Raw genomic sequence first — 19,388 nt, 5'->3', positions numbered from 1 at the left:
GAGAGAGAAACGATTATGTACCTGTGGATGAGTATCTGGACTGCCTTGCTCTTGACCAGTGGGCTCGCGTTTCTGGTCGTACTGGTTTACGTCGTGAGTGGCGTCAAAGCGGAACTGAAAGCGACACTCGATGACCTGCGGGCCGACGTGAATGAATCGCAGGCGCACGAAGAAATTCTCGATCGTCCGATTGAATGAGACCATATTCGCTGCGAAACCACTTCCACGACACGGTTTATAAACGGCTAAAAATTCGGGTTTTCTGAACAATTGACTGGTGAATCAGTTACGATCCTGCTATTTTTTAAACTAGACCCGTAGAGCTTTTATGGCTGAATAGACGGGCTGTTGCTGTTTCCTGCTGGGAGTCGCGTCGCTCATGATGTGCCCTTTTTGTCGTGATGGTGAGACGAAAGTCATTGATTCGCGCTTGAGTCAACCTTTCAGTGTACGCCGCAGGCGTGAATGTCTGGCCTGCGGCAAACGCTTCACGACCTATGAAAAGATTGAAGAATCCCCCCTCAAAGTTGTCAAGAAAGATGGGGCCCGTGTCCCCTTCGATCGGATGAAAATGGTCAAGGGGATTGAGACGGCCTGCTACAAACGCCCGGTCAGCCCCGATCAGATAGAATCGATTGTGGCCCAGATCGAAGCCGAAATCTATGAGAACTTCGATCGCGAAGTCCCCTCGCGGTTCATCGGCGAGCGGGTCTCCACGGAATTGAAGAACGTCGACCAGGTGGCTTTCGTCCGTTTTGCTTCCGTCTATCGGAACTTTACCGACGCCAACGATTTCGTGACCGAAATCCAGCCCATGCTGCGAGCCGACGATTAGGCTCGCTCCCGACCAGGTGCCTAAGCGATGATTTCGGGAACCACGTTGCCGGCCACGCCGGTGATCCGCATGTCGAGCCCCTGGAATTTGAACGTCAGCCGCTCGTGATCCATACCCAGCAGATGCAGCAGGGTTGCGTGGAAATCATTCACGTGCATCGGCTTTTCAGCCACATTGAACCCGATGTCGTCGGTCTTGCCGTAAGCGAATCCAGGTTTGACGCCGCCGCCTGCCATCCAGACGGTGTAGGCATCCTTGTGATGGTCGCGACCGGGTGACTTGCGGTCTCCCTGTACCATGGGAGTACGGCCGAACTCGGCACCCCAGACGACCAGCGTGTCATCAAGGAGGCCCCGCTGCTTGAGGTCTTTTATCAGGGCCGCGATTGGCTGATCGACCTGCTTACATTTTTTCTTGAGCCCGTTGACCAGGTTACCATGATGGTCCCAGCCCTGGTCGAACAGCTGCACGAATCGCACGCCCCGTTCCACGAGTCTTCTCGCCAGCAGACAGTTATTGGCGAAGCTCGCTTTGCCCGGCTGGGTGCCATACTGTTCGTGGATGTGTTTGGGTTCGTTGGAAATATCCATCAGCTCGGGCACCGCGGTCTGCATGCGGTACGCCATTTCGTACTGGTTGATGCGGGTTGCGATTTCGGGATCGCCGACATCCGCCAGCTGGACTTTGTTCAAATGATTCACACTGTCGATGATCCGTTTGCGGTCCTCGCCGGTCATCCCTTTGGGGTTCGAGAGGAACAGCACCGGATCTCCCTGGGAACGGAATTCGACGCCCTGGTAAACGCTGGGCAGAAAGCCGCTGCCCCAGAGACTGTTGCCGCCCCCGGCGACATTCCCGGTGATCAGCACGACAAAGCCGGGGAGGTTACTGTTTTCCGAACCGAGGCCGTAGTTGACCCAGGAACCCAGCGAAGGCCGTCCGAAGCGGGAGAAGCCGGTCTGGAAGAAGAGCTGTGCGGGGGCGTGATTGAAGTGATCGGTCTTGAGCGAGTGGATCATGCAGAGTTCATCTGAGACCGATCCGAGGTGGGGCATCAGTTCGGAGATGGGGATCCCTGCTTCTCCCTGTCGCTGATAGGCAAACGGGCTGCCCATCAGTTTGGGTTGTTCGCGGATGAACGCCAGTCGCAGGCCTTCCCAGAGTTTGTCGGGAACGAGTTCGCCGTCCAGTTCCTGCAGTTTCGGTTTCGCGTCGTATAAATCGAGATGCGAAGGGGCACCCACCATGTGCAGGAAGATCACATTTTTCGCTTTGGGCGTGAAATGCGATTCGCGGGCTGCCATCGGATTCACGGCACTGGGGATGTTTCCCAGCAGGTCATTGGCGAGCAGAGTGGTTAATGCCGCTCCTCCGACACCCATACCGGCCCGTTGAAAGAATTCACGACGGGTATAATTCAACAGTTGTTGCATGTGCTCGTTCATGATTATCCCTTGGTGATTGTTTCGTCGAGGTTGAGCAGGATGTTGGCAACATACAGCCAGGCCGCCATGCGGGATGCGCCGACGCCTTCGGGGCGGTCTTTCGCAGAGATCAACTTCTGGGCTGCCTGAGGGTGGTCCTGGAAATGTTTCAGTTCCTGTTCGAAGACTTTTGTGAGGTGATCGACTTCCACATCAAGAGGCTGACGGGCCACACAGAGGCGGAACGCATACGCGATCCGTTCCCGATCGGTCATACCGTCGCTCAAACCTTTTGTCGCCAGTCGCCGGGCCAGTCCGGTGGCGATCTCAATATATGCGGGGTCGTTGAGCAGCGTCAGGGCCTGGAGAGGCGTGTTGGTCCGCGAGCGATTGATCGTGCAGGCACCCCGGTCGGGAGCATCAAAGTTCGTGAAACTCGGGTAGGGGGCACTGCGCCGCCAGATCACATACACGCCTCGGCGGAAGCGGTCTTCTTCAGTAGATGTATTGTATTTCGGAGCATTACGGCCCACGTGCCGCCAGAGTCCCTGGGGTTGTGGCGGATAGATGGGCGGGCCTCCCATTTTGGTAGAGAGCAGGCCGCTGATGGCCAGTGCGTTGTCGCGAATGGTTTCCGCCGAGAGTCGCAGGCGGGGACCGCGGGTCAGCAGTTTATTGTAGGGGTCGGCTTCAAGCAGTGCGGGGGTGATCTTCGATGACTGCTGATACGTGGCGGACATCACGATCAGTTTATGCACGTGTTTCATCGACCAGTTGTGTTCCATGAACTCGACGGCCAGCCAGTCGAGCAGTGCGGGATGCGTGGGAGGATCACCCTGGCTGCCGAAATCTTCCTGGGTGGCGACGATGCCCTGTCCGAAGAACTGCGACCACCAGCGATTGACGGTTACACGGGCGACCAGCGGATTCTCCGGAGCGACGAGCCACTTCGCGAAGGCGAGTCGGTTGGGGGTGTCTTCTGCCTGGAGTGGATGCAGGGACTCGGGTGTCTGCGGTTTGACCTGGGCACCCTTGTCGAGGAAGTTGCCCCGCTTGAAGATGTTGTTCATCCGCGGTTTGTCCATTTCGACCATCACCAGAGATGTGTCCGGCTCGAGGGCATTCAACTGCTGGCGGACCTGGTTCAGCTGTTTGGTCAGGTCGGCGAAATCGGTATCCTGTTCCCGCTGGTAGGCGGCGAGGGCTTTGGTCTGTTTGGCAGTCCGTTTGTCGGTTTCCGTATTCAGAATTTTGCGGATGTTGTCGGGAACCTTGTTCCCCTCTTCGCTGTTTTCCAAAAGGGCGAGTGTTGCTTCTTCCCAGGCCGGGTACCCTGTTTCGAGTTGCTTCTGTCGCTGGTTGAGCTGCTTCTGCAGGGCCAGACGCGCTTTGGTCAGCTGATCTTTTTGTTGTTGAGCTGTTTTACTGAGGGGCACCATCAGCTTGGGGCCGGTGACATCAAAGGTCACACTTTTACCTACCTGCTTCACTTCCAGCGGCGTGTTATTGAAGAAAGCGAAGATCTGGTAGTAGTCCTGTTGTGTGAACGGGTCGTATTTGTGATTGTGGCATTGGGCACATTCGAAGGTGGTGCCGAGCCAGACCATGCCGGTGGTGTTGACGCGGTCAAAGATCTGATTAACGCGGTTCTCTTCGGGATCGACGCCCGCTTCCACGTTACAGGTGGTGCAGCGATGAAAGCCGGTGGCGATTTTCTGATCGAGACTCGCGTCAGGCATCAGGTCGCCGGCGATCTGTTGAATGGTAAACTGATTGAAGGGCATGTCCCGGTTGAGGGCGTTGATCACCCAGTCCCGGTAGAGCCACATCTCGCGGAGCTGATCAGCCTGGAAGCCATTCGAGTCCGCATAGCGGGCCAGGTCGAGCCACTGGCGGGCCCACTTCTCGCCGTAGCGGGGGGACTTGAGCAGACTGTCGACATACTTTTCATAGGCGGCCGGTGAAGGATCTTTTTCGAAGGCAGCCACCTGTTCCGGAGTGGGAGGCAGGCCGATCAGATCCAGGGAAACGCGACGCAGCAGCCGGGCGGGTTCGGCCAGCGGCGCCTGTTGCAACGCAGGATTCTGCTGCTGCAGTTTCTCGACCACGAAGGTATCGACGGCGTTGTTGATGCGCGGCGTGCCTTTGAGTTTCGGCAGCGGTTGTTTCACGGGGGGCACGTAGGCCCAGTGTTTGGGTTCTTCCGATTCGGTGGGCCAGTCGGCTCCCTGATCGATCCACTGTTTGAGCGTGGCGATTTCTTCTGCGGTGAGACGCTCACCTGCATCCGCGGGGGGCATCTGTTCGCTGTCGTCTTTTGACGCGACGCGATGCATGAGTACGCTCTGGTCACTTTTACCCGAGATGATAGCGGGCTCTCCGGAATCGTTACGGAGCAGCAGATTCTTACGACTCGTCAGCCGCAGTCCCCCTTCGCGGGCATCGGGACCGTGACAGTCCTGACAATGTTTGACGAAGAGCGGCCGGATTGTTTTTTCAAAATCAATCTTGGCACCGGCAGCCGGTTTGTTTGCGGGCGTTGGTGCTGCGCTGGCAGACCAGGTGCTCAGCGTGAGTGCACTGATCAGTGAGAGACCTGCGTAGAGAGCTCGTGGCACTTGAGAACCATACATACGCGTTCAATTCCTGACAGGCGGTAATTCCAAGGCTGTTGGCGACCTGGAAAGTGACCTGATGAGAAGATTGAAAGTAATGCCGGTCCGTCAGAACCGCCGATATCGGAGGGACGGTAGTCAGACACCACTGCCTGACGGGCTGAATGTGTTATCAGGGGAATGTGTTGTTGTTTCCCGGAGAGAGAATCAAGCTATTAAGATAACCCGACCGGGGCTGGAATTCAAGTTTTTTCCCGGATGGGAATTAGTTTGAAACCGGGGTGCCTGGCCCTAAGTTATGGTTTTAAAAGTAGATAAATACTCGGTTTGTGGCTCACTCAATCAACTCTGGGTGGTATCGGATGTAATCCGATATTGCCAGAGGCAACAGGAGGTCGCAGGGGAGACTGAGACAGGTTCAATAATATGCCTGATCTTATCGGATCGTCTGTCGTGAATTGTATGAGTGCGCTGTGACCTCCTGCTCGCTGCGCTCGGCCCGAATTGCATTCGGGCTTACCCTTTCTTCTGGGGGAATGCGAGCCAACAGCGCCACCGGATCGCACCTGCCCATTACGATTTGGCTTTCGCCGGTTTCTTTTTCTGCGGTCGTTTCATTTTCTGAGCGGACTTGCCTGCTTCGAAGATATCGACGTCCCCGTTGTTTTCCTGGGGGGCTCCCGGAGTCGAGCGACCCCGGTCCACGTAGCTCTGCAGAAGGTCGGTCAATTCTTTCACGACTTCGGGATATTCGGACTGCACGTTTTTCTGTTCATTCAGGTCGGCATTCAGGTCATAGAGCTGAATGGCCGGGAGCTGGCTGAGATCGTCTTTGCCCGGCTTGGGGAAACTCCAGCCTCCCGATCCCGGACAGAGTTCCAGTTTCCAGTGCCCTTTGCGAATGGAGAAGGCCCCCCGAATTGAATGATGGACGGCGGCTTCGCGGAGGGGCTGTGTGTCTTTGCCTTCGAGTGCCGGCAGGATGCTGACGCTGTCTTCGCCCGCGTTATCGGGCAGCTTCGCCCCGACGATATCCGCGGCGGTGGCCATCAGGTCGGTCAGGCAGGTCAGCTGATCGGAGTGCGTGCCGGCTTTGACGCGGGCCGGCCAGTTGGCGATGAAGGGGACGCGATGGCCGCCTTCGTAGATGTCGGCTTTGTGCCCGCGGAAGTGGTAGCTGGGCTGATGGTCTTTGTCGGCCATCTCTTTGAAGTTGGCCGCGGGCGAACAGCCGTTGTCAGCGGTGAAGATGACTAGCGTGTTTTCGTGGATGCCCTGTTTTTTGAGCGCCTGCATCACCTGTCCGACGGTGTCGTCGACCTGCATCACGAAATCGCAGTAGGCATTGATGCCGCTTTTGCCCTGCCATTCGGGAGTCGGCAGGATCGGAGTGTGCGGTGCGTTGAGGGGGAAGTAAATGAAGAACGGCTTGCCTTGTTTGGAAGCAGCCGCGTGCTCATCGATGATCTGGACCGTTTTTTCGGTAATGCGGGGGAGCACGTCGATGGCTTCAAAATCTTTGTGGGCAGGGCCATCCCGGAAGAAGGCCTTGGTGACGGTGGGGATGCCCTGGCTCTTGTTGTTTTCAATATAGACATAGGGGGGCATGTCGAGTGAAGCACTGATGCCATAGAAATAATCGAAGCCGACACTGTTGGGGCCGTTCTGAATCGGTTTCGAGTAATCGACTTCCCAGCCGGGATTGGTTTTTTTGTTATACGACTTCTCGGTCGCGAAGCCGCCATCCTTGAGTGTCCAGTCCATGCCCAGGTGCCACTTCCCGACCGCGGCGGTATAGTAGCCATGCTGCTTGAGCATGGAGGGAACCGTCATGCGGTCCTGTTCAATCAGCCGCCGCGAGAGTCCCCAGAGCACGCCGCTCTTCAGGCGGGAACGCCAGTTGTAGCGACCGGTGAGCACTCCATAACGGGTGGGCGTGCAGACGGAGGAACTGGAATGGGCGTCGGTAAAAATCATGCCGCCGTGTGCGAGTTGGTCCAGGTGTGGCGTGTCAATTTTACATTCCGGGTTGAGTGCCTTGATATCGCCGTAGCCCATGTCATCGGCCAGGATGTAGATGATGTTGGGATCGTTTGCTTTTTCTGCTGCTACGGCGGACGCAGTGCAGCAGAGCGTGGTCAATCCGCAGACAAATGCGAGCAGAGCAGAGAGAAACAGAAAACGTGAGGTGCGGGTTCTGGCAGCGAAAGCGAGCGCAACGTTGGCTGACGGCATGGTTCATCCTCTGAGAATTTTTGGTGTGGTATGTTTACTTCAGTATCAACCAACGGCACCGCAGGGTCAAGCAAATCGCGCTGTGAATCGGCTTTGATGCTGGGAACAGAGCAAGTCTTTAAAACCCGGTATTCGGGTACCAGCGACTGTAGTGATTGTCGCCCAGTCTGGTCAGGGGGATGGTGGTGGGTTTGAAGATGAATGAGCCGGCGCTGATGTGCTGGCAATGACCGAGCTTTGAGACCAGCGGCCAGTAGGGATTGCGCCCTTTTTGCCAGGTGACGAACTGATTCGGATCCCAGACGGCGATTCCGTCAGCCCCTTGTTCATAGTCCCGCGTGACTGACTTCAGCAGGCTGTCCGCACTTTCCATTTTCCAGCCGATATAGAAAGGGAAGATTCTTACATCGGTTCCCTCGGTGATGCGGGCGTAGTAAGCCGTGTCTCCTGATCTGGATTTCAGCCCGCTGGTATAATACGCGAACCAGGCGATGCCGATCTGGTCGATCAGTTTTTCATCAATCCAGCGTTCCACATCCAGTCCGAACTTCCGATTATCTGCGGGGGTGGAAAAAGTGGAAACGGCCAGTTTAAGTCGGCGACTGGGTGTTCCGCGCTGAGTCGCAACCTCATCCAGCAGCTTGCGAATTTTACGCATGAACTCCGTGACAATCGTCGCCCGTAACTGGAGCACGCGTGGGTCGTCTTCGGCCAGCTTGCGGGGATCTTCCCCGTATTCTTTGATGAATCGCTGACAGAATGGTTCTTCCCATAAAATCATGGGCATGCCGCGATGAAAGAGAAAGCCGGCTCCGTCTGCGCCTCGCTGCAGTGCTTCGCGGTAGACTTTGATCAGATGATCCTGAACTTCCTCTGCGGCGTAGCTGAGATGCATGGTGGGTGTTCCGTCGTAATCGATGCAGCGCCACTCGGGATGGGCTTCGTAAAATTCACTCATGAAGAACTCCTCCCACGGCGGTGCCGCCTTCCAGCCGGCAGCACGCAAGCAGATAAGGATTTCCGCCTGTTGTTTGTGTGCTTCTTCAACAGCCACTTTCAGCGGGTCAATTCCCTGCTGATGCAGATGGCGAACCGATTCGACATACTCGCGATCGACTTCCCGCGGGAACGTATCAAGGTGTCCCCCCATCAGGTTTCCCACCTGGCTCGGGTGATGGACGAGATCCGCGCCTCCCACCTGAAACCACCAGGTCTTGAAATCACTGTCGCGGTAAGCGGAAAATGTCGCCGCGAGATCGGCGCGATTCTGAGGACGGAACGGGTGAATCCAGGTGTAGCCATCAAACGTGGCGACCGCGGTTTTGGTTTTCTGTTGAGTCCGATCAGCATTTAACCGAGCGACTTCCTCCTCGGTCAGTGGAATGGTTTTGACGTAATGAATCCGCGCCGGCATGTGATACACGGTAGAGAACTGTAAGTCGTTATTGGTCAGGTCTGCGGTGCCCAGAAATACTTCTTCCAGCACATCCCGGCGTTGGGAACCCAGGTCGAGTCGATTACTCAGCCGGGTGTAAGCCGGGTCGCTGGTGAACTTGACCTCCACATTATTCTTCGCGGGGCGCACGAGATCGGTGATCGAACTCAGCCCGATATAGACGGCGTGCCAGCCTTGTTTGTTGAGTTTTAAGGTCAGGTCCGGTGCCGAGGACTCACGTCCGACCGAGATACATTTTCCCGAGAACTCTGCTGTTTCATATTCAAACACTTTCCATTTGTCATGCTGACGACGATTTGAAAGTGCGTCGGCCGGGAGGCAGCGCGTCAGGTCTGTGATGCGTTCTGCCTGCTTGAAGTTCTGCCACTGCTCAGAGTGGGGCCGCGGCAGCTGTTGTTGAGCAGACGTCGGTTCCGCAGCAGCCAGGTATGTTGCTGATGTCGAGAGGAGACTAAATAGCAGCGCGAACCTGAGGTGCCAGGAAAGATTATCACTCATAGCAGATATCCTGTCTGTGAACAGACTGTATGCGGGGGCTGTTACTTCAACGGTTTGATAAACAGATTGCGAAACTCCACGGGATCGTTGTGGTGTTGCAGGGCGATGGGGCCTTTGGGAGGAATTCCCGGGAGCTGTGCGTTTTCGATGACGGTTGTTCCATTGAGAACCACTGATACGCGATCGCCGCGCATGGTGATCTCGAAGCGGTTCCACTGGCCGAGGGGACGGTCCGCGTTTTTGATAGGGATGCAGGCGCGGCGGACTTCCGGTGGCATCGTCTTGTCGGTGCGGTAGCCGTTGATTTCGCCGGAACCGAGGACCTGGCTCCAGACGTTGAGCTGGGCTTTGGAACTGCCGCGGAGATAAATGCCGCTATCGCCGGCATCGAGGTGCGGGCGGGTGACGCGTTGGCGGGGATTGTCTGCCTCCATCAGGAAATCGCCGTTAAACAGCACGATGGGGTGCGGCTTCATTTCCGGTTCGGCAGACAGACGCCAGTCGACGATCAGGACAAAGTCTTCGAATTCGTCCTTCATCCAGAGGTCACGGTCGGCCCGTTTTTTGGACTCGGCCTTACCGTCGTAGTGGATCTCACCGTCGTGGGCGACCCAGTGCCCCTTGTGTCCGGGCCGATGGTTCCAGCCGGAAAAGGTGAGTCCATCGAACAGCGACTTAAAGCCTGCGTCAGGCTGGGCGACTTTTTCCGCCGACGGATTACTCGACGGCAATTCGCGAATGCGGATGTTGCGGAAATGCACTTCGGTGTGTTCTGCCTGCAGGCCGATATAGCCTTTGACGAGGCTCGTTTGTTTCGCACGTGTGACCACCTTCCCGTTGACGGCCAGTTCTACGTTGCCGTCTTTGGTTGTGAGCACATATTTGTTCCAGTATCCCGCTGGTCGACAGCGTTTTTCGAGGGGACGCGCCCGTGCGGTGGTCCCCTTTTTGTCGGGGTCGGTCAGTGGCACAAGCGAGGCGCCGCGGATTCCAAACAGACTGCCATGATCTTCGACGAGCAACTGAGCTTCGATGGCACGTGGATAGGGGGCCCCGATCTGCGGTAGTGCATCGGCGTGGAAGAACAGACCGGAATTGCCGCCCGTTTTCACGTGCAGGCACTCCAGTTCCAGCACATAGTTTTCATACATCCGATCGGTGCGCAGGAAACAACTGGGCTCGCCCGTGCAGACAATCGCACTATCCCGCACCTGCCAGGTGTCGGGCGCCCCGTTGACGTTGACCCAGCTGGTGAGATCCCGACCGTTGAACAGTTCCGCTGCTGCAGCCGGTAACGAGGCTTGGAGGATACAAAGCGAGACGAAGCACAGGGCCAGCAGCTTCACTCCGGCGTTAATACCTACGTTGCACTGCATGCGTTCCTTGTCCTTTATTCTCACTCAAGCCTGGTGGGTGTCAGCAACGGTCAGCGATTGGCTAAATGGCAAGTGTCATTATGTTTGTGGCGGCTTGCCATCGATCCAGGGGCCGGCGAGCTTCTGGTATTCGGGCGGGTACATGACGCTGCCTGTGTCACCCGCATGCCAGCCGGGCACGTGGCGGGGTTTGGCTTTGGCCTTAGAGAGTTTCTCCCAGCCGTCCGCCCAGCTGCTGTTACCATCGCTGACCTGACCGTCGCGGTCGACATGGAACACCTTGCCTTCGCGGTAGCTGCGTACGGCCAGGTTGACGAGCATGACGGCAGCGGCGCCCAGTTCCGGATCGTTATTGACGGATGTGGGTTTGCCCGAGCGGATGGCGTCGAGCCAGTTCGCACAGTGCGTCGACACGAAGTCGAGTTCCGTTTGCACGTGGAATGTCTCGGGTTTGAGATTGCTGTTGAGCGTGACCTGTGGTCGTTCGGGGACAAATTCGAACGAACACTTGCCACTGTTGCCCGAACAGCTCTTGTCGAACAGCAGCAGTCCGTTGTGGCCGCGAATGATGTGATCCAGCTTGCGTTCTTCGCTGACCATGGTGCTGCTGACCAGCCCCTGCACCCCTTCGTGGAAGTCGGCGATGATCGATGCCACGTCGGTGACTTCACGATCATCGTATTCAAAAAAGATCCCGCCGCCACCGACCACGCGACCGGGCTTGCGGAGTCCCGTGGCTTTCAGCATGCCGGTCACACGATGCACGAACAGGTCGGAGAACATGCCGTATCCGAAGGCCCAGTAGCAGCGCCATTGTCCGAAGATCTCACGGTCGAAGGGCACGTCGGGATGAAAGCCTTCCTCCACGCCGAGGAAGCGACGGAAGTCGACCGTTTGTGGCGTCATTTCTTTCGTGATCAGGTTGTGCCGCGACATGCCGAACTTGCCGTTACGGGCACATTCAGTCTGGAACTGGACGACTTTGCCCAGCAGGCCGGCGTCGATTTTCTCGCGGGCCATGTCCCAGACAGGCGCACTGGTCGACTGCACGCCGACCTGCATCACGCGATCGCTGGCTTTCCAGGCGGCTACGACTTCGGCGGCCTCTTCGACCGTGTGCGTCATCGGTTTTTCGCAATAAACGTGCTTGCCCGCGGCCAGGGCATCCAGCGTGATTTTGGCGTGCCAGTGATCGGGGGTGCCAATCACGACGGCGTCGATGTCTTTATCGCCCAGCAACTCGCGATGATCGACGTGCGTGGTTGGCGTGACGCCGGTCTGTTCCTTGATGTAATCGACAAACCGCTGGCGATGCACCGAGTAGACATCGGCGACGGAAACGAGGTCGATGTTGTGACCCAGCTCACGGAGTTTGACGAGTTTCTTGGTGAGTGTATTGAAGCCGCGATTCCCTGCGCCGATCACGCCGATCCGTAAGCGACTGTTCGCATCGGCTGCGCGTGTCTTTGTGGCTGCGGCCAGCAGGCTCGCGGCGGCACCGGTTGTCGCGCTGGTCTTGATGAAGTCGCGTCGTGATACGTTTGATTCCGTTGGTTGCGTCATTACTCGTTTCTCCAAACTACGGTTGAGCCAGTCCGCTGTTGCTGACCATGGATGAAAACGGGGGCGATGCTGAATATCAATCAACTTCGATATGAATGCTTTCAGTATCAGGCAACCGGACCTCCGGGTCAAGCAATTCCTGCAGGGAAGCTCTGTTCGTGTATTCTGGCAGCTGATATCACGGCTGAGGCACTATGGTGAATCGCTGTTTGATCTCGCCGGCAGAATCCAGGGAGACAACACCAATATCGCCCCGAACCTGAATTTCCTCTGCAGAGAATGTCTCTGGTTCATTCCCCTGGCGGCGATAGACGATTTCGCTACTGCCATCCGGTCGGATACAGCGAAAAATCAATGCGGCTTCGTCAGCCTGTTTCAGTTCGACACGATCAAGACACCATTTCTGGTCAGGGCCTGCCGGGACGAGGATCCATGCGCGTGTCGTTGTTCCGGACGCTTTCCATTTGAAGACCGGAGTCCACATGGGGGCATGCGCATCTCCGACGACATGCCAGCCCTGGATGTGTGGTTCGGTCTGGCCGTGAATCAGTGAGACGTCCAGCCCCTCGGTGACCACGGGGATGATGCGGAGTGCAGCACCAGCGTCCCAGCAGTGAACCATTTTAGATTGATCGTCGACAACGCCCGCGTGGTTTCGACGTGAATGGAACAGAGCCTCGTATGCATGCAGTCCCTGGTCGGCTGGTTCTACGGTATCGATCACAACCCAGTACGATGTCGTGGGAGGGTTATCACCTTTGATGAAGATGATCTGCCGCGTCTGCTTTCCTTCGATCCGTTTCTCCGGGGCGAACCATCCATGAGAATGAAAGCCTTCTGCGTAGTCAAAGTGCTCGGTGGTCTGCCAGCGTCTTTTTTCGGGGAGGTGTCCCTCGATTTCGTATCTGGGATACGTTCTGGCCTGGACACCGCCATCGACCAGCAGCGTGTTGTAACCGCGTGTTGATCCTGTGTAAGCCGCAAAAGGGCCACCGGAGTATGAGCCCCGACCGCCGCTGGCCAGTAACTGATGACCGCCGTAATCCACATAGATGTTGAGCTTATCTTCTTTACCGTGACTGGCGCCGACCGGCCCGGCATCCATGAACAGGTAGCGGTGTTGCGGTCCCCAGCCGGTCCGCATTACAAAGTGTCCGGCATTGGGGAAGTAGATCGACCGATACGCCGGCGGTTGCCCCTGTGTGCCTCTGGTCGCCATCCAGAGAAAATCGTCGCGGTGAGGGAAGAGCTTGTGGGCGCGTTGCATGTGGTCGTCGATCATGCCCCAGCCCCCATCGTTCATGTCAATCTGTCCCTGGTCGGGGCGGGAGAGAGCGATGGGATGCTGATACGCCAGTTCGAGCGTATCCAGAAACTGCTGCGGGACGTCTCGCCCGACTCTGCGATAAAGTGCGATCATGTTTTCGAGCGCCATCAGCGAAGCCCAGTTATAGCCGGTACTCAAGCTGACGTGACTTCCGTCAGCATGGAACTGTACCCGAAGGACTTCCTCCCAGCGTCGAACGGCCTCCTGTTCCCAGCGTTGCGACTCAGCCAGTTCCGGGAGCATTAATGCAGTTTGCAGGAGTGCGACGCAGATGTGCGCTCCGCCGTCATCATGGGCGGCGAAGCTGCTGGGGTTCATGATCAGCCGCGCCTGTCGGATGAAACCCAGCAGCATGTGGAAGTGGGCTGCGTCTGAGAAATCTGCTGATTTGCGAAATTCATCGTAGGCGGGCCACCAGGTCATCTCACAGCGTCGACCGATGTTACTGGTGTTGAGATATCCCGGCTCAAACGTAGTCCCATCCATCCAGTTTAACTTGCCGATATCCGGATTCCGGGGATGTAAAAAGGGTTCCCGTGCCACCCAGTCCTGGACTTCGCGTGCGAAGCGGACGACGTAGCGTTTGTCTCCGGTTTCCGCGTATGTTTTTGCCAGCGAGACCCAGTGGAAATGTCGCGTCAGGTGACCGTTGCATAAATCCCAGCGGATTGTGCCGTTCTGATCGACAAAGTGCTGTGTGTTCCCCGCTCCGTCGACATAGGTCTTTGAGAAACTGAGGAAGGGACCGCGGGTACCATAACGATCTTCCAGAACGGCATCGGCAACTTCACGGTAATTCGTACCACAGTATACCGGCTGGAACCCGGGGCCCTTCGGTGTGGTCCGGGTCCGCAGATGTTCCAGCAGCAATTGGCCGGCGCGAGCTCGATCCTGTTGCTCGATCGCTGCAGCGACTTTCGTCAACGATGGGTGTGTCAGATCGAGTGCATCGAGAACAATGTCCCGCGGGGCGGGGTGAATGAGTGGCTCAAGATCCTGGATCTCCCTGACATTCAATTTGCTGAAAGTTGCTGTGTTCTGACGCGGGGTCGTGCCCCCCGTCACGGCATAGAAGCCGATATAACCGGGAACTACTTTGCCTTTCTTCGTGAACTCAAAAACGGGACGATCCATGTGCTCGAAGTAAAAGCGCAGTCTGGTTCCCTCTTTGACGGGCGAACAGAGAATGCGGAGTTGGTAGCTTCCCGGGTGGGGGGTGAACTCCCACGGGCGCTGGTATTCTCGATGATCAATCCAGCCCTGTGGTTTAGGAGACGGTTCGCGGCGTGGTTCGTTTATTCCGTCGATCCAGATGTCCCAGAAACCGCGGTGCGCCCCTTCGCGTAACTCGAAACGAATCTGTTTCGTATTCGAGAAGGGGTCCTCTTCAGGGGTTTTGAGGCCAAACGTCAAACCGGCAATCGCCTGGAGATCACCGGCGGCGTGTTGTGTGGGATCAATGTGCGCTTCAATCAGAAACGTTTCGAAATCCGGTTGTCTGCTGTCGAGGATCAGGCTTTGCTGTCGCGTGGGTGTCCCTGCCTGAGTCGTGAGTTTCGTCACAGATTTACCGGACGATTCTGCTGCGCTCTCATGCCTGCAGTGAAGCATCAGGGAAAATATGACAACAGTCACTAAGCCACAAAACGCTTTCACTGTACCACACCCCCCTCGCTGAAGAATTGGTTGATCCAGACTGACAGAAATTGTATCGAGTCATCATTAGATGCTCAATTCTACGGCTTTGAGACAGATACTCGCTATTTGTTCAGTTCACGCTGGACGAACCCGGGATGAGTTTTCATAATGAAATAGATCAATGCTGCTCCCGGATGGTTAGAAATGTGCAGATGTGGCTAAGGCATCCGGTTGGGCAGAAATCCTCAGGATGCAGCGCACCCAATCCTGACAGTCACCGCGGGCACGGACTTACTGGAGAGACAGGATTATTACTGTCTCACCAGGCAACGCATAACGAGATGGATCATGTATCAGAAAACCGGATGGCTCATCGGCCTCATTCTCCTGGTCGGGTGTGGCGAACAGCCGAAACCCGTTGAACAGACACAAACCACCCCCAGCCAGGTACCTGCGAGTCAGTCAAAGCCTGAGCCAGCACCGGCGCAGGAACCTGTCACTCAAAAAGGGAAAAAGGCGGCCCCCAAAAAGGAATCTACCGGTGATGACTATGTCAAAAGAGTTGTTGCCGAGCATCAGGAGAAAACGTTCCAGAGGTCATTAAGCGAACTGAAATCGAAGGATCGCGATCAGCGCGTCATGGCCGTCGCCATGATGGTCACGTCCAAGATCGACCCCAACCGTGTTGTCGCCGGTCTGTTGAATGTTGTGGATGACAAGGATGAACAGGTGGCAAATATGTCGCGGAAATACATCCAGTCACACACGTTTGAATCCAAAGGTCAGCTGGTCGATTTCTACGCAGACTGGTGTGGCCCCTGTCGGATGATGAAGCCGGTGGTGAAGGAACTTGAGGACGAAGGCTACCCGGTCATTCAGGTAGACGTCGATGAGAATCCGGATTTGAGTTCGCACTTTTATATCACCAGTATTCCGACCTTCGCGCTGATTGTCGACGGATCGATGCGGCAGCGCAGGATCGGCGTGGTTGATAAATCAGAATTACTGAAACTGCTGAAAGAGATTCCCAAACCGGATAAGCAGGATCGGGAGAAGGCGTATGTGACCGATCCGAAGCTGAAGGTGTATGGCGCCCTGGTGACGATGCAGTCGGAGAACGCCTGGTATCGATATGAGGCGAAGCAGCAGTTAAAGCAGGCATCCTTGCCGACGCTGATTGAGATCCTGCAGGATCCGGGGCAGCGGACCGTCTTTCGCGAATCGGTAATGCAGGTCCTCGAATCGTTCATGAAGTCAGAAGATCAGGCGACGCAGATCGTCAAGGTGCTGACGGAGATCATGAACGATCCGAAACAGTCGGAGGAACTGCGGGGCATGGCTGTGATCTTCCTCTCCCGCCACGATCCCACACGCAGCGGTGCGCTCGATGAAAAACTGGTGGATCTGTTAAAGGCATCCCGTCCCGAAGCGTTGCAGGCAGAGGTGGCAGAAGCAATTGGTAACCGAAAAATCAAGCAGGGATTGCCGGTACTGATTGATAAGGTGAAGCACCTGGATCAGGCGCCCGAAGATGTGCGCACCGCGTATATCTCCGCGTTGGGAGAATTTGGTGCCGCAGCGGATTCCGCGGTGCCTGCACTGCTGACCGCCTATTCGAACTATCCTGATGAGAGCGATGCCATTTCCGAAGCGCTCGAGGAGATCTGTCCTGATTCCAAAGCGGCTACGGAGGCGTTGATCAAAGTGCTCGCGGAAGATGACGCAGAGGCCAGATCCCTGGCGGTCTCGCTGCTGGATCAGGCCGAGTATATCCGCACAGCCAGCAGTTCCCTGCAGAAACTGTTGAACGATCCCGATCCTGAAGTGAGTCTCAAAGCGGCGAAACTGCTGGAGAAAATCGGCGGGGCGGACCAGAAGATTGTATCCGCACTCGTCAAACAACTGGATGAAGGGGAAGTGGACTGGGAAATCCGTTCCGCGCTGCGGACCGCCTGGAGATACTCGTATCCCGCATTGACCAAAATCATCTGCGATCCTCAGAGTACTACCCAGGCCAGAGAGAATGCGATGTCGGTGCTCAGGGATTTTCATCATCGACCCAGTCCGGAAGAACAGGCTTCGCTGGAACAGGCTTTAGGCCAGAAAGATCTGCTGACAAAACAGTGTGCCGCGATCATGCTGTCGTCCTCCGAATCTCAGCAGTCTCAGATCAATTCCCTGCTGCTGGAAGCAGTCAAGTCAGACAACGAGGGTGTGCGCCTGCACGCAGCCCGGGCATTGGGCAGCCGTCGGAAGTCCCTCTCGAAACCACAGCAGGAGCAGGCGAAAGCAGCATTACTGAAGCTGTTGAAGGGTTCGGATTCCCGCGTCAGTGAAGCCGCCGGGTCTGCCCTTGCTAATTTTGAGTTGAATGAGGATGAGTTGAAAACGGTGGTCGGATCCCTCGAGAATCCGGACTTGCAGTACTCTGTGATGAGTATTCTCAACAGGCAGAAAACACTGCCGGGCGCAGTCGTTCCCTTACTGACCGCGAAATTAGTCAGCGATGAAATTGATGAAGAGCTGGTGAATCAACTGACTGCTGTTCTTAGTCACGGAGGCAAGCCGGCCCTGAAAAGTCTGGAAGCAGTGGTCTCGAATACTGAGGTGGATCCGGAACGCCGCGCCAAAGTGATTCTGGCACTCAGCGAGGTCACGGCTGACGAACCTGAGGTCGTGAAAAATCTTCAAGCATTGCTCAAGGAGAAACAGCCTGAACCATTACAGGTGGCGGCTGCGATTGCTCTCGCAGGTCAGGTCGAGGACAAGCAGTCCCTGGTGCCTCTATTACTGACTGGTGTGCAAAGTGAAAACTGGCAGATCAAACAGTTCGCCGGTGAGGCATTGTCGAATATCGCAGCAGATTCACCGGAAGCGCTTAAACTGGTGCAGTCAAAATTAAAAGAGCTGGAACCGAAGCAGCAGTCTACAGTGCTGGTTCTACTCTGCCAGGACGAGCGACTGCGAGATCAATTCAGTTCGCAACTGCTCTCCCAGGTTCAAGGTATGGATCAGGAAACGGATGCCTATCAGCTGAGGGCGGCGATCAGCTACCTGGTCCGCGGCGACAGGGAGGGCACCGCGATCAACAAACTGCTTGCCGAGCAGGATCAGGAGATCGTGCAGCAGACATTACGCACCCTGGGGAATAATGCAGACGGCGTTCCCAAAGCCGTCCTGCCGAAACTGGAAGCGTTATTGAAAAACGCGCCGCCGAAGACCCGGTTGCTGGCAGCGCTGTGCCTGTTGAAAGCGGGGTCTGAGGATGATGCTCTGCTGACGATTGTGCGTAACGCACTGGACTCGGATGATGAAGAACTGAGTGAGCAGGCGGCCTACGATCTACCGATGGCAGGTACCTTAAATGAACAGTGGACGCCGGTCCTGATGAAGTTAATGCAAAACCGGGATTACCGGCAGGCGTCGATTGAACAGTTGGGAGAGATGGGAGCTGCCGCGAAATCAGCAGTGCCGGCTTTGATTGATCTGCTGGGGACAGTCAGTTATTACGAGGAGGCCGCTGCTGCCCTGGGAGAACTGGGATCGACTGCTGCGGAAGCGATTCCGGCGCTGCGGAAGATGCTGACGAATGAGCGAACCATGTATGCGGCTGCTCAGGCGCTGGAGAAGATTGAAGAAGACCATCAGCCGACGATCGATATTCTGGCAAAGAACCTCGATCAACCGAACCTGCGTGGGGATGCTGCCTACAGCCTGGGAGTCTTTGCCGCGGATGCTCCCGAGCGGATCGAGCCTCTGTTATTGAATGTGGCCAGCGGTGAAAATCAGTATGACCGTGAGATGGCGCTGCGTGCCGCCGGCTCTTTGAAGTCTAAAGCGGTGGTCACGATGCTGATCAAAGTGCTGGAAGAAAAGGACCGGGATCTGTCTGACCTGGCTGCCCTGTCGCTGGGAAAACTGGCCATTGAAGCGGACCTGGCGGTACCGGCTTTGCTGAAATCGCTGCAGGACTCGAATGAACGGGTGCAATATGCCGCGGTGCAGGCCCTGGGTAAGTTTGGTGCCGACGCTGCACCTGCAGTGCCCGCTTTACTCAAAGCCTTGGATGACAAATCCATTCGCGTGGCCGCCGCGGGTGCTTTAGGCCGCATCGGCGCACCGGCGCAGGAAGCCATTCCCCGCCTGATCAAAATGCTGGATGATCCACAAGAGCGGCGTGCAGCACTGGAAGGGCTCAAGCAGTTCGGACCACTGGCAGAATCCGCGGTCCCCCGCTTGAAGGAACTGGAGCAGGAGTCCCGGAACTATGAACTGCGGCAGGTCAAAGCGACCCTCAAAGCGATTCAGTCGCCTGAGGAGAAAGAGAAGAAATGACGATGACCGCACCTCTGTTTTATTCTCTCTGCGTAGATTGATATCGAATTCAGATTTATAACAGAGGTGCGTAAAACATCATAAAA

Annotated in this window: 10 protein-coding genes; 3 read left to right on the top strand and 7 right to left on the bottom strand. The window is 56.3% G+C overall.

Going from position 1 to position 19,388, the window contains the following annotated elements:
* Nucleotides 1-15 precede the first annotated feature (15 nt).
* Nucleotides 16-198, top strand: a complete 183-nt coding sequence (locus RID21_RS07345) for a hypothetical protein (RefSeq protein WP_350188008.1) — start codon at nt 16-18, stop codon at nt 196-198.
* A gap of 181 nt (nt 199-379) precedes the next feature.
* Nucleotides 380-835: a transcriptional regulator NrdR gene (gene nrdR, locus RID21_RS07340; protein WP_145102947.1), complete on the top strand. Its 456-nt coding sequence runs from the start codon at nt 380-382 to the stop codon at nt 833-835.
* Nucleotides 836-855: 20 nt separating this feature from the next.
* On the opposite strand, the gene RID21_RS07335 is transcribed toward nrdR, so the two are convergent.
* The 7 genes from RID21_RS07335 to RID21_RS07305 form a co-directional block, all read right to left on the bottom strand.
* On the bottom strand, nt 856-2,280 hold the full coding sequence (locus tag RID21_RS07335; protein WP_350188007.1) for a DUF1501 domain-containing protein: 1,425 nt from the start codon (nt 2,278-2,280) through the stop codon (nt 856-858).
* Nucleotides 2,281-2,282: 2 nt separating this feature from the next.
* Complete coding sequence (locus tag RID21_RS07330; RefSeq protein WP_350188006.1) at nt 2,283-4,892, bottom strand: DUF1553 domain-containing protein; 2,610 nt, start codon at nt 4,890-4,892, stop codon at nt 2,283-2,285.
* A gap of 555 nt (nt 4,893-5,447) precedes the next feature.
* A complete protein-coding gene (locus RID21_RS07325) occupies nt 5,448-7,109 on the bottom strand; it encodes a sulfatase family protein (RefSeq protein WP_350188005.1) in 1,662 nt (553 codons plus the stop codon).
* Between the two features lie 118 nt (nt 7,110-7,227).
* Entirely contained in the window at nt 7,228-9,063 is a 1,836-nt protein-coding gene (locus RID21_RS07320; RefSeq protein ID WP_350188004.1) for a family 10 glycosylhydrolase, read from the bottom strand.
* A 41-nt stretch (nt 9,064-9,104) separates the two neighbouring features.
* Nucleotides 9,105-10,439: a 3-keto-disaccharide hydrolase gene (locus RID21_RS07315; protein WP_350188003.1), complete on the bottom strand. Its 1,335-nt coding sequence runs from the start codon at nt 10,437-10,439 to the stop codon at nt 9,105-9,107.
* Between the two features lie 78 nt (nt 10,440-10,517).
* Entirely contained in the window at nt 10,518-12,002 is a 1,485-nt protein-coding gene (locus RID21_RS07310; protein ID WP_350188002.1) for a Gfo/Idh/MocA family protein, read from the bottom strand.
* A gap of 178 nt (nt 12,003-12,180) precedes the next feature.
* Nucleotides 12,181-14,892 carry a heparinase II/III family protein gene (locus tag RID21_RS07305; RefSeq protein ID WP_350188001.1) on the bottom strand — a complete coding sequence of 904 codons (2,712 nt, stop codon included), beginning with the start codon at nt 14,890-14,892 and terminating at the stop codon, nt 12,181-12,183.
* Between the two features lie 423 nt (nt 14,893-15,315).
* Between RID21_RS07305 and RID21_RS07300 the strand changes: the two genes are divergently transcribed.
* Complete coding sequence (locus RID21_RS07300; RefSeq protein WP_350188000.1) at nt 15,316-19,302, top strand: HEAT repeat domain-containing protein; 3,987 nt, start codon at nt 15,316-15,318, stop codon at nt 19,300-19,302.
* The last annotated feature ends 86 nt before the right edge of the window (nt 19,303-19,388 follow it).

Origin of the sequence: Gimesia sp., assembly GCF_040219335.1 — a bacterium.
GTDB lineage: Bacteria > Planctomycetota > Planctomycetia > Planctomycetales > Planctomycetaceae > Gimesia.
The sequence above is the reverse complement of the archived record's forward strand: the minus strand, read 5'-3'. Positions and strand labels throughout refer to the sequence as shown.